Genomic DNA, 25,396 nt, shown 5'->3' with positions numbered 1-25,396 from the left:
CGAAGGCCGGCCCGCGCGATGCGGGCCGGCCTTCGTACTACCTCGGCGAAATCCGTACTACCTCGCCGTCGGGGTCTCGAGGTCGAAGCCGGGGTCGACGTCGACGATCTCCAGCAGCTCGCCGATGCGGGTGACCTCGAGGAGGAAGCGGACGGTGGGCGGCGCGCGCAGCACCCGGACGCGGTGCGGGCTGCGCGACGCGAGGCGTGCGAGGAACGCCACACCGGACGAGTCCATGAAGGTGACGTGATGGGCGTCGATCTCGACGGGGAGGCCGGAGCCCTCGGCGTCGGAGATGGCCTCGCCCAGCTCGGCTCCGATGTCGGCGTCGATCTCGCCGGACAGCACGACACGGGCGCGGGACGCGCCGACGATGACGTGCACGCTCGCGGGGTCTCCCAGCTCAGGCACCGCGTCTGCCTCCTTCACGTCCGCACGCCGCAGGTCACGTGGGGTCGCGTTCGATCCGTCGTGCACGGTGCTCCTTCCACGCGCGGGGCGTTCACCTCGAGTCTCGGCGGACACCAATCTACGGTTGAATGACCAGCAAGAACACCAACCAGGGCGGGGAATCTCGGCAGTGGAGGCATTATGACCGAATCATCCGGTCCTGTGCCGCCCCTTCCGGACGGATTTCTGGACAGCGCGGTCGCGGCCGCGGTCATCCCGGCGTTCGTCACCGGGGCCTGGGAGGACGGGATGCCCGTCCTGTGGATCAACGACGCCTTCGCACGCGAGTCCGGGATCGGCGTCAACGACCTCGCCGTGCTCGGCAAGCACCCGCTCCTGGAGCTCGTCGACGACGACGCGGAGCGCGACCGCAGCCAGGGGGACCTGCGCGCCGGGCGCCCCACCACCCGGATGGTGAGCGGGCGGCTCATGGACGGCCGGGCCACCTGGTGGCAGATCACGATGTCGCCGGTGCCGGGGGAGCACGGGCCGGCGGAGCACTGGTTCGGCACCGCGACGGACGTGTCGACGCACGTCGAGCGGCAGGCCAACCAGCTCGCCTCCCTCGAGGTCGAGCGCCGCGAGCGCGCCGACCTCGACCTCATCGCCCAGACCACCGAGCTGCTGGGCGACCTCGAGTACCCGTACGCGCTGCGCGACATCGCCGACCTGCTGCGCGCGCTGGTGCCCTGGGCGGGCTTCTACGTGAACGACGACGGGCTCGCCTTCGCCGACGGCGTCGACGTCGCGTCCCCGCCGAGCGGCCGTGGCCGCCGGCACGCGCGCTACGTGCCCGACCTGCCCGCCGACGTCCCCGGGGAACGACCGGACGCGCCCGCGGACGGCGACGACACGCGCGAGCCCGTCCGGGACGAGGTGCAGGACCTGCTCGAGGGGGTCGTCGAGGGCCCCGTGATGCTCCGCCTGGGCGCGGGCTTCCCGGCGCACTCCGCGTCCGGCTGGCTGCGCCGCGACCTGCTGCGCCGCGTGGTCGAGGAGACCGGGGCACTGCCGCGCGCCGTCGTCGTGCACGCCGTGGCGGGGCGCCGCCGGGTGCTGGGGCTGCTCGCGACGTGGCACGGCGTGGGCGTGGCCCCCGACGGCACCGTCACCGAGGAGGTCCGGCCCGGCCCGGGCGAGCCGCAGCACGTGCACACGGTGATCGAGGTGGTGGCGCGCCGGGCCGGCACCGCCATCGACAACGCGCGCCTGTACGCCCGCGAGCACCGCCTCGCCGAGGCGCTGCAGCGCGCGATGCTGCCCGAGCAGGCCGACGTCTCCGGCCTCGACGTGTGGACCTATTACGCGCCCAACGCCGAGCACGCCCAGGTGGGCGGCGACTGGTACGACGTCCTGCAGATCGACGAGGGCACCGTCGGGCTGGTGGTCGGCGACGTCGTCGGGCACGACGTCGAGGCCGCGGCGGCCATGGGGCAGCTGCGGTCGGTGGTGCGGTCGTACGCGTTCGAGCTCGCGACCCCGGGGATCGTCGTGGACCGGGTGGACCAGCTCGTCACGGGGATGCGCATCCCGCGGTCGGCGTCGATGGTCTACGCCACGCTCCGGCACCAGCAGGACGGCGACGCCTGGACCGTGCAGTACACGCGCGCCGGCCACCTGCCGCCGCTGCTGCTGCGCGACGGCACGGTCACCCAGCTCGCGGGCGGGGCGGGCTCCCTGGTGGGCTTCGGGTCGAAGCCGCGCACCACCGGGCAGGCAGAGCTGCGCCGCGGCGACGTGCTGCTCTTCTACACGGACGGCCTCATCGAGCGCCGCGACCGGTCGCTCAAGGTCGGGCTGGACGCGCTGGTCGAGACGTCCGGGCGCATCACCGCGCGCGACGCCGCCGGCGTGGGGGAGGAGCTGCTGTCCCGGCTCGCCGACGCCCCCGAGGACGACGTCGCGCTCGTCGTCGTGCGCGTGCCCGACCCGGTCGCCGACGCGCAGGTGCAGCCGCTCAGCCCGCGGTCGCGGCGGTGGCTGCTGCCCAGCGAGCCCGCCTCCATCGGACGCGCCCGGCACGCCGTGCTGCGCACCTGCCAGGCGTGGGGTCTGCCGGAGTCGGCCTCGGCGGAGCTCGTGGTCTCCGAGCTCGTCGCCAACGGCGTGCTGCACGGCTGGGGCAACATCGCGCTGCGCCTCTTCGACACCGGGGACGGCCTGCGCATCGAGGTGGAGGACTCCAACCCCGCCCCGCCCGTCACGACCGACGGCCATCCCAACCGCGTCGGCGGGTTCGGGATGCAGATCGTCGAGCGGCTCGCCGACTGGGGCTGGCGGCCCGCCGGCTCCGGCAAGCTCGTGTGGGCCAAGCTGCACGCGGACGCCGTCGCGCCCCGCTGACCTGCCTTGGTGGAAGGCACGGACGCCCTCAGTCGCGCAGCGCTCGGACCTCCTCCGGCGAGGTGCCGGAGTCGCGCAGGAACTGCGCGCAGCGTTCCGCCTCGTCGGCCTCGCCGATCTGCGCGGCGGACTCGGAGAGGGCTGCGAGCGCACGCAGGAAGCCCTGGTTGGGGACGTGGTCGGCGGGGATGGGGCCCTGGCCCCGCCAGCCTGCGCGCCTCAGTGCGTCGAGGCCGCGGTGGTAGCCGGTGCGCGCGTACGCGTAGGCCGTGACGGACCGCGCGGCGCTGGGCTCGGCGCCCGCGCCGTCGAGGGTGCGCTCCGCCAGCACGGCCCAGGCCAGGGACGACGCGGGGTGGTCCGCGGCGAGCTGGGCCGGGTCAGCGCCGACGTCGAGGCCGTCGCGGACCTGGGGGTGGTCGTCGGGCAGGCGGGTCGGGGGCGGGCCGGCGAGCAGGTCGTCCACAGGGGAGGTCATGGCGCCCATTCTGGCCCGACTCCCGCCTGCTCCACAGATCGACGCCTCGAGCACCGCGCGAGGCCGGTCGCGGGTACGCTCGCTCCATGATCGAGATCGCGACGTCTTCCACGACGACGACGCTCGTGATCGCCGGTGACCTCGACCTCGCGGAGCGCGACCAGTTCCCGGAGATCGCCACCCGGGTGGTCGGGCTGCGGCGCCAGCTGCTGGTGATCGACATGTGCCGCGTCACGTTCATGGACTCGACCGGTGCCGCGTTCCTCATCTCCCTCGCCGACGCCGGCCGCAAGCGCGGCGGCGCCACGGTGCTGCGCGGCGCGGACGAGCGCGACCTGTTCGTGCTCGAGGTGTGCGGGGCCCTCGACCTGTTCCGCATCGACCGCGACCACCGGTGCGAGTCCGCGCCCGCGCCGTCGACCCCGGCCACGCACCACCCGGCGGGCTGAGCGCGCCGGACCGACGGGCAGGTCACGGGCGGGTAAACTCGGGCGCGGCCCGGACCAGGAGGCCCGCCCCTCAGGCGGCGTGGGATTCACGGAGATGCTGGTGGCACGCCGGGCCCCGTCGACGCGAGGAGATTTCACATGCCAGCCGTGGTGCTCGTCGGTGCCCAGTGGGGCGATGAGGGCAAGGGGAAGGCCACGGACCTGCTCGGGTCCCGGGTCGACTACGTCGTGAAGTTCAACGGCGGCAACAACGCGGGTCACACCGTCGTCATCGGCGACGAGAAGTACGCCCTGCACCTGCTGCCCTCCGGCATCCTGTCGCCCGGGGTCGTGCCCGTCATCGGCAACGGCGTGGTCGTGGACATCGACGTGCTGTTCGAGGAGCTCGACGACCTCATCGCGCGGGGCGTGGACGTCTCCCGCCTGCTGGTCTCGAGCCAGGCGCACGTCATCGCGGGCTACCACCGCACGCTGGACAAGGTCACCGAGCGCTTCCTCGGCAAGCGCCGCATCGGCACCACGGGCCGCGGCATCGGGCCGGCGTACGCCGACAAGATCAACCGCGTCGGCATCCGCATCGCCGACCTGTTCGACCCGAAGATCCTGCGGGAGAAGGTCGAGGGCTCCCTCGACCAGAAGAACCACCTGCTGGTGAAGGTCTACAACCGCCGGGCCGTCGAGATCGACGAGACGGTCGACGAGCTGCTGGCGCACGCCGAGCGGCTGCGCCCGATGGTCGCCAACACGCCGCTGGTGCTCAACCAGGCGCTCGACGCGGGCAAGAACGTGCTGTTCGAGGCCGGCCAGGCCACCATGCTCGACGTCGACCACGGCACCTACCCGTTCGTCACGTCGTCGAGCGCGACCGCCGGCGGCGCGGTGACCGGCTCGGGCATCGGGCCCACCCGCGTGGACTCCGTCATCGGCGTCATCAAGGCGTACACGACGCGCGTCGGCGAGGGCCCGTTCCCCACCGAGCTGTTCGACGACATGGGCGAGTACCTGCTCAAGACCGGCGGCGAGTACGGCGTCACGACCGGCCGCGCGCGCCGCTGCGGCTGGTACGACTCGGTCATCGCGCGCTACGCGTCGCGCATCAACGGCCTCACGGACCTCGTGGTGACCAAGCTGGACGTGCTCACGGGCCTGGAGAAGGTGCCGGTCTGCGTGGCCTACGACGTGGACGGCACCCGCTACGACGAGATGCCGGACGACCAGTCGGCGTTCCACCACGCCAAGCCGATCTACGAGGAGATGCCGGGCTGGTGGGAGGACATCTCGCACGCCCGCACCATCGAGGACCTGCCCGCCAACGCGCAGGCCTACCTCGCGCGCCTTGAGGAGCTGTCCGGCTGCCGCATCTCCGCGGTCGGCGTCGGCCCGCGGCGCGACGAGATCATCCCGGTGCACGACCTCATCCACACCCGCGCATGACGGCGACGGGCCAGGTCGTCGACTCGCTCGCCCCCACGGGCGCGCTGCGCGCGGTGGTCAACCTCGGCAACCCGGTGCTCGCGCAGGGCACCCGCCAGGACCCGTCCGGGGTGACCGTCGACCTGGCCCGTGAGCTGGCGCGGCGCCTCGGCGTCGAGAGCGCGCTGGAGTGCGTCGACGCCGCACGGCACTCGTTCGCGGCGGTCGCGGACGGCCGGGCCGACGTCGGCTTCCTCGCCGCCGAGCCGGAGCGGGCCGAGCAGGTCGCGTTCACCGCGCCGTACGTGCTCATCGAGGGCGTGTTCGCCGTGCCGGACGGCTCGCCCGTGCGGACGGCGGACGACGTCGACCGGCCCGGGGTGCGCGTCGGGGTGAAGCAGGGCTCGGCCTACGACCTGTTCCTCAGCCGCACCCTGACCCGCGCGGAGGTGGTGCGCGGCGCCGACGGCACGCTGGCCTTCGAGGAGCACGGGCTCGAGGTGGCGGCCGGCATCCGGCAGCCGCTGACCCGGTACGTCGCCGAGCACCCCGGGCTGCGCGTCGTCGAGCCGCGGTTCACCGAGATCCGGCAGGCCGTCGCGACCGGCCGCGACCGCGACCCCGTCGCCGTGGCCTGGTTGCGCGATGCCGTCGCGGAGCTGACCGCGGACGGCTTCGTCGCGGACTCGCTCGCCCGGTCGGGGCAGGACGCCACGGTCCCGACGCCGAAGGGCTAGGAGCGACCGCGCGAGGGCGCCTCGGGCACCTGGTCGGCCCACACCTCCACCAGCTCGTGCAGCAGGCCGTCGTCGCCCGCGGTGCCGAACGACGCCACGTGGTAGACCTCGTCGCTCTCGCCTGTCGCGTCGCTGACGCGGGCTCGCAGCACGCCGCGGTCGCCGCCGTCGACGACGTCCTCGTGCTCGAACCGCCACGAGCCCGGGTAGTCGCGGTTCAGCCGGACGAACGACTCCCTGTCGAACTCCTCGCCGGTGTGCACGTAGCGGGCCCGGAAGTCTGGTGCGAGCAGGGCGGACAGCCCCTCCCAGTCCTGCGCGTCGATCCGGTCGGACAGGGACAGCAGCAGCTGAGCGGCGGTGGTCATGACGTCAGCATGGCGGTCGCCACCGACGCCGCCCGCCCGCGCCTCCTACACTTGTCGCCCGTGAAGATCCTTGTCGTCGGGACCGGTGCCCGCGAGCACGCCATCGTCCACGCCCTCGCGTCGGAGGAGCCGGCGCACGAGCTGCACGCCGCCCCGGGCAACCCGGGCATGGCGCCGCAGGCGGCGCTGCACCCGGTGGACGCGAACGACGGCCGCGCCGTCGCCGCCCTCGCCCGGACGCTCGGCGTCGACCTCGTCGTGGTGGGGCCGGAGGCACCGCTCGTGGCCGGGGTCGCGGACGTCGTCCTCGAGGCCGGCATCCCCGTCTTCGGTCCGTCGGCCGAGGCCGCCCGGCTGGAGGGCTCGAAGGCGTTCGCGAAGGACGTCATGGCCGCCGCGGCCGTCCCGACGGCCATGGCCCACGTGTGCACGACCCTGGACCAGGTCGCCGACGCGCTCGACGCGTTCGGCGCCCCCTACGTCGTCAAGGACGACGGGCTCGCCGCCGGCAAGGGCGTCGTCGTGACGTCGGACCGCGACGCCGCCCTCGCGCACGCCCGTGAGGCGCTCGACGCGCGCGGCGACGACGGCCGCGTCGTGATCGAGGAGTACCTCGACGGCCCGGAGGTGTCGCTGTTCTGCCTGTGCGACGGCACCACGGTGGTGCCGATGGTGCCGGCGCAGGACTTCAAGCGCGTGGGGGACGACGACGCCGGCCCCAACACGGGCGGCATGGGCGCCTACACGCCGCTCGACTGGGCGCCGTCCGGCCTGGTGGCCGAGGTGGTCGACCGCATCGCGCAGCCCACGGTGGACGAGATGGCCCGCCGCGGCACCCCGTTCTCGGGCGTCCTCTACGTGGGGCTGGCGCTGACCTCGCGCGGCACCCGCGTGGTGGAGTTCAACGCGCGCTTCGGCGACCCGGAGATCCAGGCCGTGCTCGCGCGGCTGCGCACCCCGCTGTCCGGCGTGCTGCTCGCCGCCGCCACCGGTCGCCTCGACGGCATCGAGCCGCTGCACTGGTCGGAGGACGCCGTGGTGAACGTCGTCGTCGCCTCCCAGGGCTACCCCGAGTCGCCGCGCAAGGGCGACGCGATCACCGGGATCGCCGACGCCGAGGCGCTGGACGGCGTGCACGTGCTGCACGCCGGCACCGCCGTCGTCGACGGCGCGCTGGTGTCCGCGGGCGGCCGCGTGCTGTCCGTCGTCGGCCGGGGCACGGACCTCGCCGCCGCGCGGGCGGCGTCCTACGCCGGGGTCGCGAAGATCGCGCTGGAGGGCTCCCACCACCGCAGCGACATCGCGCTCAAGGCCGAGCGCGGCGAGGTCGCCGTCCCCTGAGGCCCGGGACCCGCGCGAGCGTCTCTGCCGGTCCGGATTCGAGGCCCGAATCCTGACTGCTGGAGACGCTCGGCGTCGCCCCGCGGGGCGATGAGAGACTGGGCGCCGTGACCGAGACGCACGACGTGAACCAGCCCGGTGCCGACCAGAGCGACGCCTTCGGGGGTGGACCGCTCGACCTGCCGGGGTGGCGGCACGTCTACTCCGGCAAGGTGCGCGACCTGTACGAGCCGGACCTGCCGGCTCTGGGCGGCGTGCACCCGCTGGGCGACGTCGTCCTCGTCGTCGCCTCGGACCGCCTCTCCGCGCACGACCACGTGCTCACCCCCGGCATCCCGGACAAGGGCGTGGTGCTCACGCAGCTCAGCCTGTGGTGGTTCGAGCAGCTCGCGGACGTCGTGGACAACCACGTCGTGTCCACCGAGGCGAGCGCCGAGCCCGGCGACGGCCTCGTGCCCGACGTGGTCGCCGGCCGCGCGATGATCTGCCGCCGGCTGGAGATGTTCCCCGTCGAGTGCGTCGCGCGCGGCTACCTCACCGGGTCCGGCCTGGCCGAGTACCGCGCGTCCGGCGAGGTCACGGGCATCCCGCTGCCGGCTGGCCTCGTCGACGGGTCGCGCCTGCCGGAGCCGATCTTCACCCCCGCCACCAAGGCCGAGGTGGGGGAGCACGACGAGAACGTGCCCTTCGAGGAGGTCGCGCGCCGGATCGGCGACGACGCCGCCACGCGCCTGCGGGACCTCACCCTCGCGGTCTACGCCCGCGCCGAGCAGACCGCGCGCGAGCGCGGCGTGATCCTCGCGGACACCAAGCTGGAGTTCGGCGTCGACCCCGCGACCGGGGCGACCGTGCTGGGTGACGAGGTGCTCACGCCCGACTCGTCGCGCTTCTGGCCCGCGGACGAGTGGGAGCCGGGCCGCTCCCAGCCGAGCTTCGACAAGCAGTCGGTGCGCGACTGGCTGACGTCCCCCGCCTCCGGCTGGGACCGTGCCTCGGACGTGCCGCCGCCCGCGCTGCCCGCCGACGTCGTCGAGCGCACGCGGGACCGCTACCTCGAGGCGTACGAGCGGCTGACCGGGGCGCCGCTGCGCTGAGCGCGGGCGGTGACGCCCGCCCGCGCAGCGGCGCGGGGGTCACATGCGCGAGGCCGTCACGCTGCCGGTGAGCTGCGAGCCGTCCCCCTTCTCGACGACGCACACCAGCTCGCGGTCGCCGAGCGCCCAGGTGGCCTCGTTCGGCGCGACGTACCACATCGTCAGGCTCGAGGACGCGATGTCCGACCCGACGTACACCGTGAAGGTGCGCGGGCACAGCTCGTTGAAGGTCTCCTCGATCGCCTCGTCACCCGGGAAGGCGTCGCCCTCCAGGTCGTGGGTGCCGATCACCTCCGAGGTGTGCGAACCCTCGCAGTCGGCGGGGGCGATCTCGCTCAGGTCGACGGCGTCGACGGCCAGGTCGAAGCACTCGCCCTGGCCGTAGCCGAAGCTCAGCTCCTGCTCGATCCCCTGCTGGTAGCCGTCGACGATCGCGTCCTGGACGGCGTCGTCGGTCGCGACGGCGACGAGGAGCGTCGCGACCAGGGCCCAGCCGATCGTGCTCAGGGCACCCAGGACGATGCCCGCGATCGCGAGGCCGCGGCCGGAGCGGGCCGGGTCCTTCGTCCGCACGACGCCCGCGATGCCGAGGCCCAGCGGGATCAGCGCCATGCCGAGCACGCCGGTGACGAGCGCCGCGATCGACACGCCGTCCGTCCTGCGGGGCGGGGCGAACGCGTACGGCGGCTGCGCGCCGTACGGCGTGGTCGTCCCGGCGGTGGGAGCGCCGGGCGGCGGAGCGGGCTGGTCGTACGGCGCCGCCGGCGGGCTGTCGGCGCCGGGGGTGGAGTAGGGGTCGGGGACGCTGGCGCCGGACGGCGGAGGGGTGGGTGCGGACATGCTTCCTCGGGTCGGTGCGATGGGGATGACGCGGCGTCGACGGCGTCGTCGCCCGGCCGCGCTGAACGGCGTCCGAAGGCTAGCGCGCCGGGCGGTAGACTCGTCGCGGAATCCCGCCGTCGTGCCCCCGCCCGCCACGCGCGCGCCCCCGCGGTGCCGTCCGTGCCGGGACCTGAGGAGCGGCGGCCGCTGGACCACCCGGCCAGCTACCGGTCACGATCCAAGGAGCACCCGTGGGACGCGTCGTCGTCGAGGTCATGCCCAAGCCCGAGATCCTGGACCCCCAGGGCAAGGCCGTCGTCGGGGCACTGCCCCGCCTCGGCTTCACCCAGTTCAGCGGGGTGCGCCAGGGCAAGCGGTTCGAGCTCGAGGTGGACGGCGACGTCACGCCCGAGGTGCTCGCCGCCGCGCAGCAGGCCGCCGAGACGCTGCTGTCCAACCCGGTCATCGAGGACGTCGTGCGCGTCGCGGACGCCGCGACCGACGCCGCCGGGACGATCACCGCCGAGGGCGTGGCCTGATGACCGCCGGCACCCTCGCCAGTCTCGACACGGCGCGGATCGGCGTCGTCACCTTCCCCGGCACGCTCGACGACCGCGACGCCGCGCGCGCCGTGCGGCTCGCGGGCGGCGAGCCCGTGTCCCTGTGGCACGCCGACGGCGACCTCCAGGGCGTGGACGCCGTCGTCCTGCCCGGCGGCTTCTCCTACGGCGACTACCTGCGCGCCGGCGCCATCTCGCGCTTCGCGCCCACCATGGACGCCGTCGTGGACGCCGCGAAGGGCGGCATGCCGGTGCTCGGCATCTGCAACGGCTTCCAGGTGCTGACCGAGGCCCACCTGCTGCCCGGGTCGATGGTGAAGAACGACCACCTGCACTTCGTGTGCCGCGAGCAGGTGCTGTCGGTCGAGAACACGTCGACGGCGTGGACCAACCAGTACCGGCCCGGCCAGCACATCACCATCCCGCTGAAGAACCAGGACGGCCAGTTCGTGGCCGACGACCGCACCCTCGACGAGCTCGAGGGCGAGGGCCGCGTCGTGTTCCGCTACCAGGGCTGGAACCCGAACGGCTCGCGTCGTGACATCGCGGGCATCACCAACGCGCGCGGCAACGTGGTCGGCCTCATGCCGCACCCGGAGCACGCCGTCGAGGCCGGGTTCGGCCCGGACGGCGAGGCCGGCCCGCGCTCCGGCACGGACGGGCTCGGCTTCTTCACGTCGGTGCTCGCCTCGCTCGTCTCGGCATGACCGCCACCACCATCCTCCCGACGACCGTCGGGCCCGAGGGCCTGACGGTCGACGCCGTGGCGTGGGACGACCCCGCCGCGGCAGCCCTGCGCGCCGCGCAGGAGGCGGAGATGGCCGTGCGGTACGGCGGCGACGACGAGGCGCCGGCGATCGACCCGCGGACGATCGTCGTCACGCTCGTCGCGCGCCTGGACGGGCGCCCCGTCGGCACCGCCGCCGTGCGCGACGTCTCCGGCACGGACGACCGGCGCGGCCGCGGCACCACCCACCCGGCCGCGACCGGCGAGGTCAAGCGCCTGTACGTGGACGGCGACGTGCGCGGTCGCGGCGTCGCGCGGCGCCTGATGGCCGAGCTGGAGCGCGCCGCCCGCCAGGTCGGCTTCCGCCGTTTCGTGCTCGAGACCGGCACCGCGCAGCCCGAGGCGATCGCGCTGTACGAGGCCATCGGGTACGAGTCGATCGAGTCGTTCGGCGACCACGCGCACTTCGAGCAGCAGCGCTGCTACGGCAAGCGGCTCTGACTCAGCCCGCGTTCGCGGACCACGCGGGCAGCTGCTGCAGCGTCCAGGAGTTGCCGTCCGGGTCGGCGAACGTGACGAACCGGCCCCAGGCCTGGTCGTCCACCCCGTCGGCCTCGACGCCCACGCTCCGCAGGTGCGCCAGCGCCTCGTCGGCGTCGGGCACCACCACCTGGATCGCGTCCAGCTGACCCGGCTGCAGCGTGCCGCCCAGCCCCGTGCCGAACGCGATGGAGCAGGCCGAGCCCGGCGGCGTCATCTGCACGAACCGCAGGTCGTCGTTCACCTGCTGGTCGTGGTCGGGGTGGAAGCCGACGCGCTCGTAGAACTCCTTCGCCCGGTCCACGTCGCTCACGGGTACGTGGATCAGCTCGATCTTCCACTCCATGGTGTGCTCCTTCGTTCGTTCTACGGCAGCGGCCTCGGGTGGCGGTTGCCCTCGTCGACGAGCATGAGGATGCCGGAGATCAGACCGCAGAAGAGCAGGGTGCAGACCGCGAGGGCGGTGTGCTGGTACCGGTCCTTCGCGCCCTTGTGGGTCATGATCGTCATCGGGATCATCCATGCCGCCGCGATGATGCCGATCCCGAACGTCGAGACCGTCAGGAGGGCCAGGACGACCCAGTTGATCGCCGCGGCGGCGACGTAGAGGCCGCTGCTGGCGGGGACCGGCTGCTGCGGGTACGGCGGGTAGGGCTGGGGCGCCGGGTAGGCCTGCTGCTGGTGGTAGACGACGGGCGGCGGCGGTGACGGGACGACGGCACCCGTGCCGTACGGCGGCGGGCCGCCGGCCGTGGAGCCGTCCGGGGGGAACGGCTGGCCCTGCGGGTCCGGCGAGGGCGGCGTGCTCGGGCGCTCGAACGGGTCGGGTGGCGTCGTCGTCATGGCCGAATCGTAGGTCCGGTACTCGTCCCCGGGGAGGGCGAATCTCGCGGACCGGTCGAGGGCGGTCATGCCTGGTCGAGCAGGGGCCGCACCTCGCGGCCGAGCATGTCGACGAAGCCGGCGAGGTCGGGCTCGTCGGCCGTGGGCTGCACGGAGACGGCGGAGGCGCCGGCCGCGGCCAGCCGGAGCACGGCGTCGGCGATGGTGCGGGCGTCGCCGGCCGCGCCGACCCCGCTCCCAGGCCGCGCGCCCCACAGCGGGAGCTCGGCGTCGAGCCGCTGCTGCGCACCGTCGCCCGTCGCGGCGATGAGCGTGGCGTACATGCCCGGCGCGGGCCGGCCCGCCGCCTGAGCGCCGGCGCCGGCCGTGTCCGCGGCCCTGCGCACGTCGTCGGAGGTGAGGGCGTTGGCGAGGATGACGCCGTCGCCCAGCTCGCCCGCCAGGGAGAGGGATCGGGGCCCGACGCCTCCGAGCACCAGCGGCACCTCCGGCGCGGGCCAGTCGAGGCGGACCTGGTCGAGCGTCACGTAGCGCCCCGACGTGGTCACCTCGTCGCCCGCGAGCAGGGCGCGGAGCGCCTCGGTGTGCTCGCGCAGCAGCGTGAGGGGCGACTTGACCCGCACTCCCGACCGCTCCATCCACTCCTGGACACCGTGCCCGACGGCCGGCACGAACCGGCCGGGGAACATGCGCGCGACCGTGGCGACCTCCATCGCCGTCACCGCCGTGCTGCGCAACGGGGCCGGCATGAGGCCGATCCCGACGCGGATCCGCTCGGTCCAGGCGAGCGCGGCGGCGGCCGACGCGACGCCGCTCTGCTTGAAGCAGTCCTCCCACACCCACAGGTCGTCCAGGCCGGCGGCCTCGGCGGCGGTGGCGAGGGACCGCAGCGACTCCGGTTCCATCGTGGGGACGAAGGCGATGCCGAGGCGGACGGCGGGGCGGGCTTCCGGGGCAGGGGTGACCGTCATCCAGCCATCGTGCCGCGGGACGCCGACACCCGCCCGGGTCAGGCGGGTTCGTCGCGCAGGAACGCGAGCTGCGCGACGACGGACTGCCGCGCCGCGCGGCGCACCGACGGGTCCACGTCGGTATAGACGTGCGCGACGACGGCGTCGGCGTCCGCCGTCGGGCCGAGCGCCGCGAGCGCGGACCGCACCTGGTCGAGGCGCTCCAGCCGGTGGGCGCGGTACGCGCGCACCGCGACGCCGAGGTCGTCGATCGCCGGGCCGTGCCCGGGCAGGCCGACGTGGCCGTCGCCGACGCGCTCCAGCACGTCGAGGCTCGCGAGGTAGTCGCGCAGCGACCCGTCCGGCTCGGCGATGACGGTGGTGCCCTGCCCGAGCACGGTGTCGCCCGTGAGGACCACGGGCGCACCCGTCCCGGCGCCGCCGGGCACCGTCACGACGAACGACACCGAGTCGGCGGTGTGCCCCGGCGTGGCGAGGACGTCGATGCGCACCCCGGCGGCCTCGATCGCCTCTCCGGCGCGCAGCGGGTCGCCGCCGTGGCAGTGCTCCGGGTCGGCGGCGCGCACCGGGGCGCCGGTGAGCGCGCGCAGGCGGGCCGACCCGGCCGTGTGGTCGGCGTGCCGGTGCGTGACCAGCACCAGCTCCACCGGGCCCGCCTCGGCCAGGGTGGCGAGGTGCCTCTCCTCGTCCGGGCCGGGGTCCACGACCACGCACGACGGCGTCCCCGGCGCGCGCAGGACGTACGAGCGTGTGCCGTCCAGCGTCATCGGTCCGGGATTGTCTGCGCGGACGACGGTGACGGGGTGGGTGAACCGCGACCGGCCGGGCATCAGCTCAGCCGCACCGGCGCCGTGTACCGCGCGACCGTGCGGTCCGATGTGAGCAGGACTGAGTCCGAGACGATCGCCTGGGCGATGAGGAGGCGGTCGAAGGGGTCGGAATGGATCGGGGGGAGGTCGCCAACCGCTGCTGCATGCGCGCCGTCGACGACGAGTTCCGCGAAGCCTGCCGCGAGCGCCTCGTCCCGTACGGCGCGCGCGTCCGCGGTGAAGTCCGGGCGGCCGAGCGCCGCCTTGATGGCGATCTCCCAGATGTTGACGGCGCTGAACCGCACGTCGACCGACGGGTCGGACAGCAGGTCCACGGTGTCAGGGGAGAGCTTCTCCGGCTCGTAGAACGCGCGGATCACGAGGTTGGTGTCGAGGAGATATCTCACGGGGTTGCCTGCTCGCCGGACCCCTCGAACATCGTCTGGATCTCCTCCTGTGCCCACGTGTCGAAGTCGTCTGGGACGACGGCTCGCCCGCGTAGCGCGCCGAGGCGCCGTCGAGGCAGCGGCTCCTGGTCGACCCCGGTGACGCGCGCGACCGGCTTTCCGGCACGGGCAATCGTGAACTCCTCGCCCGCCTCGACCTCGGCGAGGATCCTGGACAGGTGGGTCTTCGCCTCGTGGACGTTGACGGTCTTCATCGAGCACCTCCTGGACCAATCAGACTAAGTCAGGTTAGTCCATCAGTGCGCGTGCGCCGATGGTCACCTAGCGAGACTGTCCGCAAGAAGCTCCAAGGTCTGGATCCGGCCGGGCGTGGCGTCCAGCGGCTCGGACTCGTAGGAGCCGGCCACGGGCACGACCATGACCTCGTCCACGCCGTGCCGGGTGGCGAGGTCGCGGAGCTGGGCGGCGGCCTGGTGCGGCTCGCCGACCACCCAGCGCGAGCGCATGTCCGCGACGATCTGCTCCGCCATCGGGTCCAGCGGGTCGGCGGCGGCCTGCTCCACCGTCTCGGCGCGGCCCATCGGCTTGCCGGTGCGCAGGCGGGCCATCGACCGCAGCTGCGGCAGGGCGCGCTCGTGCGCCTCGACGGCCGTGGGGGCGACGACGACGTTCGCGGTGAGGAACGTCTGCGGCTCCGGGTGGGCGGCGCTGGGGCGGTAGTTGTCCCGGTAGAGCGCGAGCACCTGGTCGACGCCCGCGCCCGAGAAGTGGTTCGCGAACACGTACGGCAGGCCCAGCTCCGCGGCGAGGCGGGCGGAGTAGTCGCTGGAGCCGAGCAGCCACACCGTGGGGGTGCCGTCGGCGGCGGGGGTGGCGTGCACGTCGTAGAGGTTGCCGTCGCCGAGGCGCAGGGCGGCGCCGTCGGGGCTCATCAGGGAGAGGATGTCGCGCACGTGCTGCGGGAACCGCTCGACGTCGGACGTCGGGCCGGACTGGCGCAGCAGCGCGGTGACCACCGGGTCGGAGCCGGGGGCGCGGCCGATGCCGAGGTCCACGCGGCCGGGGGCCAGCGCCTCGAGCGCGGCGAACTGCTCCGCCACGACGAGCGGTGCGTGGTTGGGCAGCATGACCCCGCCCGAGCCGACGCGGATGCGCTCGGTGACGGCGGCGGCCGCTGCGATCATCACCGGCGGCGTCGAGGCCGCCACGGCGGGCATGTTGTGGTGCTCGGCGAACCAGAACCGCTCGAAGCCCAGCTCGTCCGCCCGGCGCACCAGCGCGAGCGAGGCGGCCAGCGCCTGCGGGCTGGACTGGCCGGTGCGGACCGGGACCAGGTCCAGCACGGACAGTCGGGGGGACGTGGGCGCGGGGGCGGGGGCGGCGGCGTTCATCGCCTGGGACAACCCTCGGCGACGTCGTGCCTATTCCTCGTCACCGCCGTCGTGGGAGGTGGCGTGCCCCACGGCGGCGAGCGCGTCGGCGATCCGGAGCCCTGGGGTCCAGAGGACGGCGCGCCATCCCGCCGCCCGGGCCGTCTCGACGTTCCCGAGGCGGTCGTCGACCAGGCAGTGCTCCGACGGTTCCAGACCGGTACGCGACACGACGACGCGGTAGAACCCGGTGTCTCCCTTGCGGTGGCCGACGTCGGCGGCGTAGTGGATCGCGGTGAAGCGGTCGCGGAGCGCCAGGTCGTGCCAGAGGTAGCGGGCCCGATGATGCTCCTGCACGGTGGCGAGCTGGAGGTCGGTCCCCCGGGATCGCAGCGTCGCGAGGTCGTCGAGGAGCTCCGTGTCGAGCGTGGCGTCGTGCGTGAACCAGTAGTCGACGAGCTCCCGCGAGGTCACCGGCCCGAGCGCGGGCAGCACCAGGTCCAGCCGCTCGAACAGATCCGCGCGCCCCGCGAGGACGTCGTCGAAGTGCGCGTGGAAGAACAGGTCCTGAAGACCTGCCGGGTCGATCCCCAGGTCGGCGTGCAGGTCCGCGTCCCAGCGGCGCCCGTCCGGGCGGCGCACGAGCACGCCGTCGACGTCGACCATCAGGACCCGCACCGTCGTCACGCCGCGCCCCCGGGCAACGGTTCGCGCAGCCCGCTCGCGCGGCGGACGGGGTGCGCGACCGCCGCGCGCACGGCGTCGGCGGTGCCGACCACGCGCACGAACTCCTGGGCGCGGGTGACCGCCGTGTACAGCAGCTCACGGGTGAGCAGCGGCGACGAGGGCGGCGGCAGCACCAGGGAGACGCGGCGGAACTGGCTGCCCTGCGCGCGGTGCACCGTCATGGCGTGCACGGTCTCGACGGGTGGCAGCCGGTGGGTGCGCACGCGCAGGGGTGCGCGCGGGTCGCCGAACGCCGCGACCACCGCGCCGTCGGCAGGGTCGCCCTCGGCGACCAGCACGCCGGTGTCGCCGTTGTAGAGGCCGACGTCGGCGTCGTTGGTCGTCACGAGCAGGGGGCGGCCCACGACCCACGGCGTCCCCGATGCCGCCGGAGGCAGGGCGGTGTCGGCTGTCGCCTCCTCGACCCAGGCCTCGACCTGCGCCGCCCAGCGGGCCACGCCGACCGGCCCGCGACGGTGCGCCACCATGACCCGGTGCGCGCCCAGCGCCTCCAGCGCCCCGGCCGCGTCGCCCGCGCGCGCTGCCGTGACCAGACGCCGGCCCGCGTCGACGGCGTCCGCGTGCAGGCCCTGCACCGCCGCCTCGTCGAGGCGCTCGGTGTCCGCCTCGACCAGCTCGACGCCGCCCGCGCCGGCGCGCAGGACGTCGAGGACGGCGTCCGCGTCGCCGTCCCGGATGGCGGCCGCGAGCGGCAGGATCGCGGAGCGCTCGTCCTGGCGGTGCACCGTGACGAGCCGCACGACGCCGTTGGCCAGGGCCGCGTCCCCGTCCGGCTCGCCGGCCGGCGGGGTGGTGGTGACGTGCCCGGTCAGGCGCTCGACCACCGGCGGCCGCGCGACGAGGTCGCCCAGCACGGCCCCGGCCTCGACCGACGCGAGCTGGTCCGGGTCGCCGACGAGGACGAGCCGCGCGTCCGGGCGCAGCGCCTCGAGCAGGCGCGCCATGAGCGACAGCGGCACCATCGACGTCTCGTCGACGACGACGACGTCGTGCGGCAGGTGGTGGCCGGCGTGGTGCCGGAACCGGGTGGCGCTGCGGTAGCCGAGCAGGCGGTGCACCGTCGTGGCCTCCGGGCTGCCGGTGCGGTCGCGGTCCTCGGGCGACAGGTCGCCGACGACGTCGCGCACCGCCTCCTGCAGCCGGGCGGCGGCCTTGCCCGTCGGCGCGGCGAGGGCGACCCGCAGGGCGGGGCCGTCGACGTCGTGCAGCACGGCGAGCAGCCGCGCGACCGTCGTCGTCTTGCCCGTGCCCGGCCCGCCGGTGAGCACCGTGAGCCTGCGGCCGGCGGCGTGGGCCGCGGCGAGCCGCTGCCGTACGTCGCCGGCCTCGGGGAACAGGCGGGCGAGGGCGGCCTCCAGCCGGTCTGCGCCCGCGGGCGCGAGGGGCGGGGCCTGGAGGCGCGCGTCGACCAGTCGTCGCACGGTGAGCTCGTCGCGCCAGTACCGGTCCAGGTACAGCCGCCCGCCGACCCAGCGCGCCGGCCGGTCCTCCGGGCCCTCTGCGCCGAGGGCCACCAGGGGGCTGGCCTCGATGGCCCGCACCCACGCCGCGTGCTCCGGCCACGGCGGGGGAGCGGCATCCCCGGTGCCGTCCGCGAGGGCCTCGCCCCGGTCGGCGTCCTCCGGCAGGGCCAGTGTCGCGAGCTCGTCCGGGTCGTCGAGCCGCACGCACACGGACCCACCGCGCAGCGCGCGGACGGCGAGCGCGACGGCGAGCAGCACCGTCGGGTCGTCCTCTCCCGTCAGCCGGCCGAGCCGCGTCGCGACGTGCACGTCCGTCGCGGCGACGAGCCCTGCGGCGTTGAACTCCCGCAGCAGGCCGGGCGCCGCGGCGGCGAGGCGGACGTCGCCGAAGACTCCGGCTCGCTCGGCCGGGCCGGCCGGGAGGGTGGTGGTGCCGGTCATGCGTCGTCTCCGTCCAGCAGCGCGGACAGCGCGGGCACGAGCCCGCGCGGCGGAACCCACGACACGACGCCGTGCGGCGCGCCGTCGGGGCCCGTGGGGGTGTCCGGGCCGCACATGCCGCGCACGAACAGGTAGAGCCCGCCGCCGAGGTGCACCTCCGGGTCGTAGGCGGGCAGCCGCCACGCCAGGTAGCGGTGCAGCGCCACGAGGTAGAGCACGAGCTGCAGCGGGTAGTGCGCGTGGAGCATCGCGTCGACCGTGGCCTCGGGCCGGTAGTCGTGCGCCGTGAGCGGGGCGTCGAACGTGCCGAGCCGGTTCGTCTTGTAGTCGACGACGAGGAAGCGCGGGGCGCCGTCGTCCCCGGGCACGCGCAGCACCGCGTCGATCGACCCCGTGAGGTAGCCGCGCAGGGGACGAGCCGTGGGATCCGCGGCAGCGAGCTCCGCCAGCACGGCGGGGTAACCGGCGAACGGGTCGTCGTCGCCGAGGTAGCGGCCCAGCAGCGCGGCGATCCCGGCCAGGGTGGCGCCCTCGGGGGTGGGGACGCTGCTCTGCGGGGCGCCGCCGTGGGTGCCGGCGTCGTCGCCCCCGGCGAGGGGCAGCTCGAACTCCAGCTCGGCGAGCCGGTCGCGCGGCGTGATCTCCGCAAGTGTGCGACCGCCCGCCAGGGGGCCGAGCGGAGTCCGCGCGACGACGCCCAGCGCGGCGGCCAGCTCGGCCGGGTCCGTGCCCGGCACCCGCGTGGTCGCCGCGGCCGCGCACCGCGCGAGCAGCTCGGCGTCGAGGTCGGGCGCGGCGGTGTCCGCGTACTCCAGCACCTCGTGCACGAGGGTGCCGAAGCCGGTGCCCGCCGGCAGGCCCGACATCGGCGACGGCAGGTCGGCGCCCGGCGCGTCTCCGGGGTCGACGGTGCCGCCGGGCCGCACCGCCGTCGGCGCCGCCTCGGCCGGCTCGTCCTGGATCCCGCCGCCCTCGGGCTCCGAGGTGACCCCGCCCGGTGCGGCACCGGTTGCCGTCGCAGGGGCGGTCGCCGCGGCGCCCGACCGGCCCCCGTGGTGGGCCGCGGCGGTGAGCGCGGAGTACGACGCGCGCCGCCACGTCGGGTCGGGCACCCGGTCGAGGTGGGCGACGCCGAGCTCGGGCTCGTCCTCGGCCGGCGGCTGCCAGCGCTCGGTGGACGGGGCCGCGAGCACCTCCTCGACGGCGATCGTGCCGCCCGCGTCCTGGGCGAGCGTCCCGAGCGCCGCCCGGACCGCGTCGTCGCGCATGGCCTGCTGGGGGGCGTGCGGCGCGGGCTCGCCGCCGAGCGTGCGGTCGCCCAGCACCACCCGCGTCAGGCCCGCCTTCGCGGTGTTCGCCTTCGACGGGGCCCAGTGCGCCACCACCTGGTGCCGGGCGCGCGTCAAAGCCACGTACAACAGGCGCAGGTCCTCGCCGCCCTCCTCGCGCCGGTGCCGTTCCAGCGCGGCGTCGTACCCGAAGGAACCGGGGCCGCCCACGTGCAGGATGCGGCGCCCGTCGCCGGCGTGGAACCGCAGCACCTCGGGCTGGCGCGGCTCGAACCGGTCCCACGCGAACGGCACGTAGACGACGCCGAACTCCAGACCCTTGCTGGCGTGCACCGTGACGACCTGTACCGCCGCGGCGTCGGTCTCCAGGCGGCGGCTGCGCTCCTCGTCGTAGTCCTGTGCGGCCTCGCGGATGCGCCGGCGCAGCCACGCCGTGAGTGCCGACGCCCCCAGCCCCTCCGTGACCGCCGCCGCGTGCAGCACCTCGCCCACGTGCCGCAGGTCGGTGAGGTGGCGCTCGCCGGTGCTGGTGCGCATCAGCCGCTCCGCCAGGCCGTCGCGCGTCACCGCCTCCTGGAGCGCGGCGACGCCGCGCGACCACAGCAGTCGCGACCAGCGCCGCACGGTGTCGGCGAGCGCGTCGTGCGCGGCGTCGTCCGCGGTCGCGAGTCGCTCCGCGTCCCAGCCGACGAACGGCGTCAGGGCGAGCGCGGCGGCGCGTCCGTGGGCGCCCGGCTGCTCCAGCGCGGCGAGCAGGGTGAGCCAGTCGCGGGCCGACGGCGTCGCGAAGACGCTCGACAGCCCGGAGACGACGGCGGGCACGCCGCGCTTCGTCAGCTCCGACCGGACCGCCTCGGCCTGCGCGTTGGTGCGGGTGAGCACGGCGACGTCGCGCGGCTCGAGCGGGCGCCACGCGCCCTGCTCGGCCCCGGTGTCCCGGTCTGCCAGCCGGTCGCGGCCCAGGCGGCCGGCGATGTCGGCCGCCACGTCTGCCGCGACGAGCTGCCGCGGCGGCCCCACCGGCGGTGTCTCGCCCGGGGACATGCCGAGCGACGCGCGCGTCACCTGCCGCAGCCGCAGCGGCGCGCCGCCGTCGAAGCGCGACCCGCGGTGCGCGGCGTCCACCGGCCGTACGACGATCCGCTCGTCGCCCAGCGCCGCCCCGCCGAGCAGCGTGTCGAGGGCACGCAGGAGCGGCTCGTCGCTGCGCCAGCTGGTGCCGAGCGTGGCGACGGCGGTCGCGTCCTGCTGCGCGTCGAGGTACGCGACGACGTCGGCGCCGCGGAAGGCGTAGATCGCCTGCTTGGGGTCGCCGATGAGCACCAGCGTGCGGTGGCCGTGGAACGCGGTGCGCAGGATCTCCCACTGCACCGGGTCGGTGTCCTGGAACTCGTCGACCATCACCACGCGGAACCGCGAGCGCACGCGCTCGGCGGCGACGGGGCCGTGCTCCGGGTCGGCGAGCGCGTCGCGCAGCATGACCAGCAGGTCGTCGTAGTCCAGCAGGTGCTGCGCGCGCTTGCGGCGCAGGGTCTCGTCGCGGGTCTCCTGGGCGACCGCCCGCCGCAGCGCGCCCGGGGTGGACGGCGCACCCCCGCCCGGCTCGGCGGGCTCGACGACGGCCTGGTGGTCGCTGACGGCGGCGCGGCCGAGGTCGGCGGCCATCGAGGGGGTGAGCGCGGGGTGCGCCTCGTCGGAGAACCGGCGCACGTACAGGTCGTCGGACACCTCGCGCACGAGGTCGGCGACGTCGGCCACGAACGTCGCCGCGGGGTCGACGTCGGCCGCGATGCCGAGCGACGTGAGCATCTGCTGGCAGAAGCCGTGCGTCGTGGTGATGGTCGCGGCGTCGAGCTGGGAAAGCGCGGCGGTCAGGCGCGCGCGGCGGCGGTCCAGCTCCTCGGCGTCGACGTCGGCGAGCAGCGCCACGACCGGGTCGTCGCTGGCCGCCGGGTCCGCGCCGCGCAGCGCCCGCTCGGCGCTCACCAGCCGCTCGCGGACGCGGTCGCGCAGCTCCGACGTCGCCGCGCGCCCGAACGTCACCAGCATGAGCTCGCGCAGCTCGGCGCGACCCTCGGCGACGAACCGCGTCGCGAGCGCCGCGATCGTGAACGTCTTGCCCGTGCCGGCGCTCGCCTCCAGCACCGTGGTCCCCTCCGGGAGCGGGCCGCAGACGTCGAAGACCGGGCGCTCGGGGACTCCCGCCAGACCCCCGGTTGCTTCGGTGCCGAAGCCTGTCCCCGCCGTCATGTCGTGCCCTTCTGCTCGTGCGCCAGCAACGGGTCCCACACCCGACGGGCGAGCGCGCCCAGCCGGGAGGGCTCGTCGGGGAACCGGCGCCGGTCGTCGTCCGCCGGCACGCCCGCGACCGCATCGAACGACGCGCCCTCACCCCACACCATGAGGTGGTAGGCGTCGGACTTCTCGAAGCCGCCGTTCCACGTGAAGCGCGCCTCGCTCGTCGCCTGCCCGGGATCGCCCGTGCCGCCGCCGCGCGTGACCGCGTACGCGTGCGACGCGTCGGGCGGCAGGGGGAGCGGCGCGTGGGCGGCCTCGGCGCGCAGGGCGACGAGGTCGTCGAGGAGGCGGGCCGCCTCGGCGGGCTCGGGGGCCTGGATCAGGCTCCACGCCGCCTTCGCGCCGCGGCCCGGTGCGCGGCCGACCGTCCCCGCGTGCCACTGCTGCCCAGTGGGCAGCCCGTCGTCGCCGCGCCGTCCTGAGCCTGTCGAAGCGCCAGAGGCCGCGAGGGCGAGGGTCTGCACCCAGGCGCGCAGGCGGTGCTTCGGGCCGAGCTTCGAGTACTCCGCGCGCACGACGCGGCCGCCGTGCACGCCGGGGACGGTCCCGGTGACGAGGACGCCCGAGGGGAGCGCGGCGGACACGTCGACGGCGCGCGCCGCCTGATCGGCGCGGACCTGCCGCGCCATCGTCTCCACCGGCTGCACCCGCTCGACGACGTCGCGCAGCGCGGTCCGCCCCAGCTCGCGCGGCGGGGCCTGGCCGCGCCGCCACTCCGCCTGGAACGCCCGGCCCGGGTCGGTGCCCCCGAGCACGGCGGTGAGGATGCGGTCGCCCGCGCCCCACGCGGCGAGCGGCGCCATCGTCAGGGGCAGGCGGTCGTCGACCTCGTCCTCGTCCTGCGCGACGCGCACGTCGAGCGTGGTCCGCAGGAACCACCGGACCGGGTGCTCGAGCATGGCGACGAGGTCGTCGAGGTCCACCTCCGTGGTGGGGGCGGCCTCGAGGACGAGCGGCTCGGGCACGAGCAGCCCCGGCTCGACGCGCGCCCCGCGTCCGGCCTCCGCGCCCCGGAACGCCGCCGTGTCGAAGCTGAACGGGCCCGGGGCGCCGAGCGCGCCGGCCTCGAAGTTGCGCTCGCCCACCACCTGCAGCGGGTGCCGCACGACGACCTGCCGCCGCACGGGTCCGCCGTCCGACACCTCGCCGACGCGGTCGAGCGCGTCCAGCAGCTCGGCGACGGGCACGGCGGGCGGGCGGGCGGCGCCCGTGCGCTCGTCGGCGCCCGAGTGCAGCACCACCAGGTGCTCGCGGGCGGCGGTGAGCGCGTCGAGGAAGATCTGCCGGTCCTCGCTGCGGCGATCGCGCTCGCCCAGCAGCGGGTCGCGCGCGAGGAGGTCGTCGCCGTCGGGCGTGGCGGAGCGGGGGAACGCGCCGTCCTCCATGCCCAGCAGGCACACCACGCGGTGCGGGACGGCGCGCATCGGCTCCAGCGAGCACACGGTGAGCGCGCCGGTGCGGAAGCCCGCGCGCGTGGGGCGGCCGGCCAGCCGGTCGGCGAGCAGGGCGCGCACGTCCTCCAGCCGCAGCCCGTCGCCCGCGGTGGCCCGGCCCGCGCCCGCAGCACGCACGTCGCCGAGCACCCGGTGCGCCTGCAGCGACTGCCACGCGTCGTCCGGCGCCGGGTCGGCGAGCAGCGTGACCGCCCGGTCGAGGGTGTCGAGCCAGTGCTCCAGCGGGTGCGTGCCGTCGAGGTCGGCGAGCAGCCCGGTCAGCCGCGAGACCAGCTCGGCGAACCGGCCCGCGACGTCCACGTCCGTCGAACCGACGTCGTCGAGCGGGAGCGCCGGGCCCACGAACCGCGAGTCCTCCTCGGCCATCGCGACGCCCAGCAGCACCCGGTCCAGCGCGGCGTCCCAGGTGCCCTGCCGCACCCGCGGGTCGATGCCGAACCGCTCGCGCCGCGACCCGTCCTCGCCCCAGCGCACCCCCACCTCGACGGCCCAGTCGCGCCAGCGGTCGAGGTCGTCGTCGGAGAGGCGGAAGCGGCGGCGCACGGGCTCGGTCGTGGCGAGGTCGAGCACCTCGGACGCCGTGACACGCCCGTCGGCGAGCCGCAGCAGGGTCGCCAGCACGCCGAGCACGGGGTTGATCACGCCGGGCCCGCGGTCGGCGAGGCTGACCCGCAGCCGCTGGCCGGGGTGCACCTGGGTGACGCCGTCGGGCGCGGCGCCGAACGTGGCCGTCACGAGCGGGGCGAACGACTCGACGTCGGGGCACATGACGATGACGTCGCGCGGCTCCAGCGTCGGGTCGGCGGCGAACAGCCCGGTGAGCACCTCGCGCAGCACCTCGACCTGGCGCGCGCGGCCGTGGCAGGCGTGCACCTGGACGGTGCGGTCGTCGGGGGCGACGGGCCGCGGTGCGGCGTCGGGGTCGTCGGTGCGCAGGGCCGCCTGGAGCGCGCCGAGCAGCGTGCCCGGCGTGTCCGGCGCGGGGTGTGGCGAGACGCGGACCTCGGGGGCTCCGTCCTCGTCGGCGTCGAGGGCACCGGAGAGCCGCAGCTGCAGCTCGACCGAGTCGCGTGCGGTCGAGGCCAGCAGGGGGTGGCGGGCGGCCGGGGGCAGGTCGTCGCGACGCGCCCCGGCGACGGCGCCCTGGGCCACCAGGCCCTCGACCGACTGCCACAGCGCGGGCGACGGGTGCGGCAGCCACAGGTGGACGTCGCGGTGCAGCGCGAGCGCGGCGAGCACCTGCCGCTGGTCCTCCGGCAGCCGGGTGGGGCCGAAGACGGACAGCCGGGCGGGGAGGTCGACGCCGCCGGGCTCGGCGCGCAGCGCGGCCGTCGCCTCCGCCAGCACCTCCGCCGGGCCGGGCGCGTCCACCCGCTCCCGCACCCGCCGCCACAGTCGCGGCTGCCACGCGAGGTCGTCGGGGACGGGCGCGCCCGCGCCGTCGTCGTCGCGACCGTCGAGCCACGCGGCGAGCAGGCTCGGCCGCTGCTGCGCGTACGCGGCGAACAGCTCCGCCACACGCTGCGCGAGCGCGACCCGGCGCGAGCGCCGCACGCCGTCGCCGTCCTCACCCACGTACCGCGCGAGCGGCGCCGCCCAGCCCTCGTCGAGGGACGCGTCGATCGTCTCCAGCACCGGCCACACGAGCCGGGCGCGGCGCCACGGGTCGTCGTCGGGCTCGACGCCGGTCACGGCCGTCACGGCCGACGCGACCAGCCGCGACGGCGACGCGAAGTCCACGTTGGCGCAGATGCCCGCGCCCGAGCCCCCGGGGACGCCGAGCCGGTGCGACAGCCGCTGCGCCAGCCACCGCTCGATGCCGCGCGTGGGCACGGCGACGACGTCGGGCGTGAACGGGTCGTCCGGCGGCACGGCGAGCACGTCGGCGAGGGGAGCGACCAGCGCGTCGGAGCGCTCGGACCGATGGACGTGCAGCACGTCGGCCAGGTTACGGGCCTGCGCCGACATGGGCAGTCGGTCAT

Annotated in this window: 24 protein-coding genes; 9 read left to right on the top strand and 15 right to left on the bottom strand. The window is 75.5% G+C overall.

What is annotated here, in order from left to right; translation table 11 throughout:
• Positions 1-57: 57 nt before the first annotated feature.
• The gene (locus tag ABZ493_RS17285; protein ID WP_430583384.1) at positions 58-411 is read right to left on the bottom strand and encodes an STAS domain-containing protein; all 354 of its coding nucleotides are present in this window, start codon (positions 409-411) and stop codon (positions 58-60) included.
• 180 nt (positions 412-591) lie between these two features.
• Here ABZ493_RS17285 and ABZ493_RS17280 point away from each other — a divergent pair, with 180 nt between their 5' ends.
• Complete coding sequence (locus ABZ493_RS17280; protein WP_430583383.1) at positions 592-2,793, top strand: SpoIIE family protein phosphatase; 2,202 nt, start codon at positions 592-594, stop codon at positions 2,791-2,793.
• Positions 2,794-2,821: 28 nt separating this feature from the next.
• On the opposite strand, the gene ABZ493_RS17275 is transcribed toward ABZ493_RS17280, so the two are convergent.
• Entirely contained in the window at positions 2,822-3,271 is a 450-nt protein-coding gene (locus ABZ493_RS17275) for a DUF3151 domain-containing protein (RefSeq protein WP_430583382.1), read from the bottom strand.
• 86 nt (positions 3,272-3,357) lie between these two features.
• On the opposite strand from ABZ493_RS17275, the gene ABZ493_RS17270 reads away from it, so the two are divergent.
• The 3 genes from ABZ493_RS17270 to ABZ493_RS17260 all read left to right on the top strand — a co-directional run bounded on the left by ABZ493_RS17270 (position 3,358) and on the right by ABZ493_RS17260 (position 5,870).
• Positions 3,358-3,720, top strand: coding sequence for an STAS domain-containing protein (locus tag ABZ493_RS17270; RefSeq protein WP_429735554.1), 363 nt, complete (start codon positions 3,358-3,360; stop codon positions 3,718-3,720).
• Between the two features lie 138 nt (positions 3,721-3,858).
• Positions 3,859-5,154 (top strand): adenylosuccinate synthase, encoded by a 1,296-nt coding sequence (locus ABZ493_RS17265; RefSeq protein ID WP_430583381.1) that lies wholly within the window; start codon positions 3,859-3,861, stop codon positions 5,152-5,154.
• Positions 5,151-5,870: a transporter substrate-binding domain-containing protein gene (locus ABZ493_RS17260; protein ID WP_430583380.1), complete on the top strand. Its 720-nt coding sequence runs from the start codon at positions 5,151-5,153 to the stop codon at positions 5,868-5,870. The genes ABZ493_RS17265 and ABZ493_RS17260 overlap by 4 nt, the downstream gene beginning before the upstream one ends.
• On the opposite strand, the gene ABZ493_RS17255 is transcribed toward ABZ493_RS17260, so the two are convergent.
• The gene (locus ABZ493_RS17255) at positions 5,867-6,238 is read right to left on the bottom strand and encodes a nuclear transport factor 2 family protein (RefSeq protein WP_430583379.1); all 372 of its coding nucleotides are present in this window, start codon (positions 6,236-6,238) and stop codon (positions 5,867-5,869) included. The two genes, ABZ493_RS17260 and ABZ493_RS17255, sit on opposite strands and share 4 nt — an antisense overlap.
• A 60-nt stretch (positions 6,239-6,298) precedes the next feature.
• Here ABZ493_RS17255 and purD point away from each other — a divergent pair, with 60 nt between their 5' ends.
• Together purD and ABZ493_RS17245 are read left to right on the top strand one after the other, a co-directional pair.
• Positions 6,299-7,579: a phosphoribosylamine--glycine ligase gene (gene purD / locus ABZ493_RS17250; protein ID WP_430583378.1), complete on the top strand. Its 1,281-nt coding sequence runs from the start codon at positions 6,299-6,301 to the stop codon at positions 7,577-7,579.
• A 125-nt stretch (positions 7,580-7,704) separates the two neighbouring features.
• The gene (locus ABZ493_RS17245) at positions 7,705-8,673 is read left to right on the top strand and encodes a phosphoribosylaminoimidazolesuccinocarboxamide synthase (RefSeq protein WP_430583387.1); all 969 of its coding nucleotides are present in this window, start codon (positions 7,705-7,707) and stop codon (positions 8,671-8,673) included.
• A 39-nt stretch (positions 8,674-8,712) separates the two neighbouring features.
• Here ABZ493_RS17245 and ABZ493_RS17240 read toward each other — a convergent pair whose 3' ends face one another.
• The gene (locus ABZ493_RS17240; RefSeq protein WP_430583377.1) at positions 8,713-9,513 is read right to left on the bottom strand and encodes a septum formation family protein; all 801 of its coding nucleotides are present in this window, start codon (positions 9,511-9,513) and stop codon (positions 8,713-8,715) included.
• Positions 9,514-9,746: 233 nt separating this feature from the next.
• On the opposite strand from ABZ493_RS17240, the gene purS reads away from it, so the two are divergent.
• Genes purS through ABZ493_RS17225 form a run of 3 tightly spaced genes read left to right on the top strand, consistent with a single transcriptional unit; the run spans position 9,747 to position 11,283 of the window.
• Positions 9,747-10,034 (top strand): phosphoribosylformylglycinamidine synthase subunit PurS, encoded by a 288-nt coding sequence (purS, locus tag ABZ493_RS17235; protein WP_079575850.1) that lies wholly within the window; start codon positions 9,747-9,749, stop codon positions 10,032-10,034.
• Positions 10,034-10,762, top strand: coding sequence for a phosphoribosylformylglycinamidine synthase subunit PurQ (gene purQ, locus ABZ493_RS17230; protein ID WP_430583376.1), 729 nt, complete (start codon positions 10,034-10,036; stop codon positions 10,760-10,762). Before purS ends, purQ begins: the two co-directional genes overlap by 1 nt.
• The gene (locus ABZ493_RS17225) at positions 10,759-11,283 is read left to right on the top strand and encodes a GNAT family N-acetyltransferase (protein ID WP_430583375.1); all 525 of its coding nucleotides are present in this window, start codon (positions 10,759-10,761) and stop codon (positions 11,281-11,283) included. The genes purQ and ABZ493_RS17225 overlap by 4 nt, the downstream gene beginning before the upstream one ends.
• Before the next feature lies 1 nt (position 11,284).
• Here ABZ493_RS17225 and ABZ493_RS17220 read toward each other — a convergent pair whose 3' ends face one another.
• From ABZ493_RS17220 to recC, 11 genes are all read right to left on the bottom strand, one after another.
• Positions 11,285-11,758, bottom strand: coding sequence for a GNAT family N-acetyltransferase (locus ABZ493_RS17220; RefSeq protein ID WP_430583386.1), 474 nt, complete (start codon positions 11,756-11,758; stop codon positions 11,285-11,287).
• Positions 11,689-12,165: a hypothetical protein gene (locus ABZ493_RS17215; protein ID WP_430583374.1), complete on the bottom strand. Its 477-nt coding sequence runs from the start codon at positions 12,163-12,165 to the stop codon at positions 11,689-11,691. Before ABZ493_RS17215 ends, ABZ493_RS17220 begins: the two co-directional genes overlap by 70 nt.
• Positions 12,166-12,230: 65 nt before the next feature.
• Positions 12,231-13,136 carry an LLM class flavin-dependent oxidoreductase gene (locus tag ABZ493_RS17210; RefSeq protein WP_430583373.1) on the bottom strand — a complete coding sequence of 302 codons (906 nt, stop codon included), beginning with the start codon at positions 13,134-13,136 and terminating at the stop codon, positions 12,231-12,233.
• 38 nt (positions 13,137-13,174) lie between these two features.
• On the bottom strand, positions 13,175-13,903 hold the full coding sequence (locus ABZ493_RS17205; RefSeq protein WP_430583372.1) for an MBL fold metallo-hydrolase: 729 nt from the start codon (positions 13,901-13,903) through the stop codon (positions 13,175-13,177).
• A gap of 62 nt (positions 13,904-13,965) precedes the next feature.
• Positions 13,966-14,352: a type II toxin-antitoxin system VapC family toxin gene (locus ABZ493_RS17200; protein WP_430583371.1), complete on the bottom strand. Its 387-nt coding sequence runs from the start codon at positions 14,350-14,352 to the stop codon at positions 13,966-13,968.
• A complete protein-coding gene (locus ABZ493_RS17195) occupies positions 14,349-14,606 on the bottom strand; it encodes a type II toxin-antitoxin system prevent-host-death family antitoxin (protein WP_430583370.1) in 258 nt (85 codons plus the stop codon). Before ABZ493_RS17195 ends, ABZ493_RS17200 begins: the two co-directional genes overlap by 4 nt.
• A gap of 63 nt (positions 14,607-14,669) precedes the next feature.
• Positions 14,670-15,743: an LLM class flavin-dependent oxidoreductase gene (locus ABZ493_RS17190; protein ID WP_430583369.1), complete on the bottom strand. Its 1,074-nt coding sequence runs from the start codon at positions 15,741-15,743 to the stop codon at positions 14,670-14,672.
• 30 nt (positions 15,744-15,773) lie between these two features.
• The gene (locus tag ABZ493_RS17185; protein ID WP_430583368.1) at positions 15,774-16,409 is read right to left on the bottom strand and encodes an HAD-IA family hydrolase; all 636 of its coding nucleotides are present in this window, start codon (positions 16,407-16,409) and stop codon (positions 15,774-15,776) included.
• Positions 16,406-18,373 carry an exodeoxyribonuclease V subunit alpha gene (gene recD, locus ABZ493_RS17180; RefSeq protein ID WP_430583367.1) on the bottom strand — a complete coding sequence of 656 codons (1,968 nt, stop codon included), beginning with the start codon at positions 18,371-18,373 and terminating at the stop codon, positions 16,406-16,408. The genes ABZ493_RS17185 and recD overlap by 4 nt, the downstream gene beginning before the upstream one ends.
• Entirely contained in the window at positions 18,370-21,912 is a 3,543-nt protein-coding gene (locus ABZ493_RS17175; protein ID WP_430583366.1) for a UvrD-helicase domain-containing protein, read from the bottom strand. The genes recD and ABZ493_RS17175 overlap by 4 nt, the downstream gene beginning before the upstream one ends.
• On the bottom strand, positions 21,909-25,382 hold the full coding sequence (gene recC / locus ABZ493_RS17170) for an exodeoxyribonuclease V subunit gamma (protein WP_430583365.1): 3,474 nt from the start codon (positions 25,380-25,382) through the stop codon (positions 21,909-21,911). Before recC ends, ABZ493_RS17175 begins: the two co-directional genes overlap by 4 nt.
• Positions 25,383-25,396 lie beyond the last annotated feature (14 nt).

It is taken from the genome of Isoptericola sp. NPDC019482, from assembly GCF_040632295.1.
In the GTDB taxonomy this organism is placed as follows: Bacteria; Actinomycetota; Actinomycetes; order Actinomycetales; family Cellulomonadaceae; genus Isoptericola.
This window is presented reverse-complemented; position numbering and strand designations above follow the sequence as displayed.

Excerpts from the sequence above, each read along its gene's own strand:
- ABZ493_RS17280 (WP_430583383.1), top strand. The coding sequence starts at position 592 with ATGACCGAATCATCCGGTCCTGTGCCGCCCCTTCCGGACGGATTTCTG.
- ABZ493_RS17275 (WP_430583382.1), bottom strand. The coding sequence starts at position 3,271 with ATGACCTCCCCTGTGGACGACCTGCTCGCCGGCCCGCCCCCGACCCGC.
- ABZ493_RS17270 (WP_429735554.1), top strand. The coding sequence starts at position 3,358 with ATGATCGAGATCGCGACGTCTTCCACGACGACGACGCTCGTGATCGCC.
- ABZ493_RS17265 (WP_430583381.1), top strand. The coding sequence starts at position 3,859 with ATGCCAGCCGTGGTGCTCGTCGGTGCCCAGTGGGGCGATGAGGGCAAG.
- ABZ493_RS17260 (WP_430583380.1), top strand. The coding sequence starts at position 5,151 with ATGACGGCGACGGGCCAGGTCGTCGACTCGCTCGCCCCCACGGGCGCG.
- ABZ493_RS17255 (WP_430583379.1), bottom strand. The coding sequence starts at position 6,238 with ATGACCACCGCCGCTCAGCTGCTGCTGTCCCTGTCCGACCGGATCGAC.
- ABZ493_RS17240 (WP_430583377.1), bottom strand. The coding sequence starts at position 9,513 with ATGTCCGCACCCACCCCTCCGCCGTCCGGCGCCAGCGTCCCCGACCCC.
- purQ (WP_430583376.1), top strand. The coding sequence starts at position 10,034 with ATGACCGCCGGCACCCTCGCCAGTCTCGACACGGCGCGGATCGGCGTC.
- ABZ493_RS17225 (WP_430583375.1), top strand. The coding sequence starts at position 10,759 with ATGACCGCCACCACCATCCTCCCGACGACCGTCGGGCCCGAGGGCCTG.
- ABZ493_RS17215 (WP_430583374.1), bottom strand. The coding sequence starts at position 12,165 with ATGACGACGACGCCACCCGACCCGTTCGAGCGCCCGAGCACGCCGCCC.
- ABZ493_RS17210 (WP_430583373.1), bottom strand. The coding sequence starts at position 13,136 with ATGACGGTCACCCCTGCCCCGGAAGCCCGCCCCGCCGTCCGCCTCGGC.
- ABZ493_RS17205 (WP_430583372.1), bottom strand. The coding sequence starts at position 13,903 with ATGACGCTGGACGGCACACGCTCGTACGTCCTGCGCGCGCCGGGGACG.
- ABZ493_RS17195 (WP_430583370.1), bottom strand. The coding sequence starts at position 14,606 with ATGAAGACCGTCAACGTCCACGAGGCGAAGACCCACCTGTCCAGGATC.
- ABZ493_RS17190 (WP_430583369.1), bottom strand. The coding sequence starts at position 15,743 with ATGAACGCCGCCGCCCCCGCCCCCGCGCCCACGTCCCCCCGACTGTCC.
- recD (WP_430583367.1), bottom strand. The coding sequence starts at position 18,373 with ATGACCGGCACCACCACCCTCCCGGCCGGCCCGGCCGAGCGAGCCGGA.
- ABZ493_RS17175 (WP_430583366.1), bottom strand. The coding sequence starts at position 21,912 with ATGACGGCGGGGACAGGCTTCGGCACCGAAGCAACCGGGGGTCTGGCG.
- recC (WP_430583365.1), bottom strand. The coding sequence starts at position 25,382 with ATGTCGGCGCAGGCCCGTAACCTGGCCGACGTGCTGCACGTCCATCGG.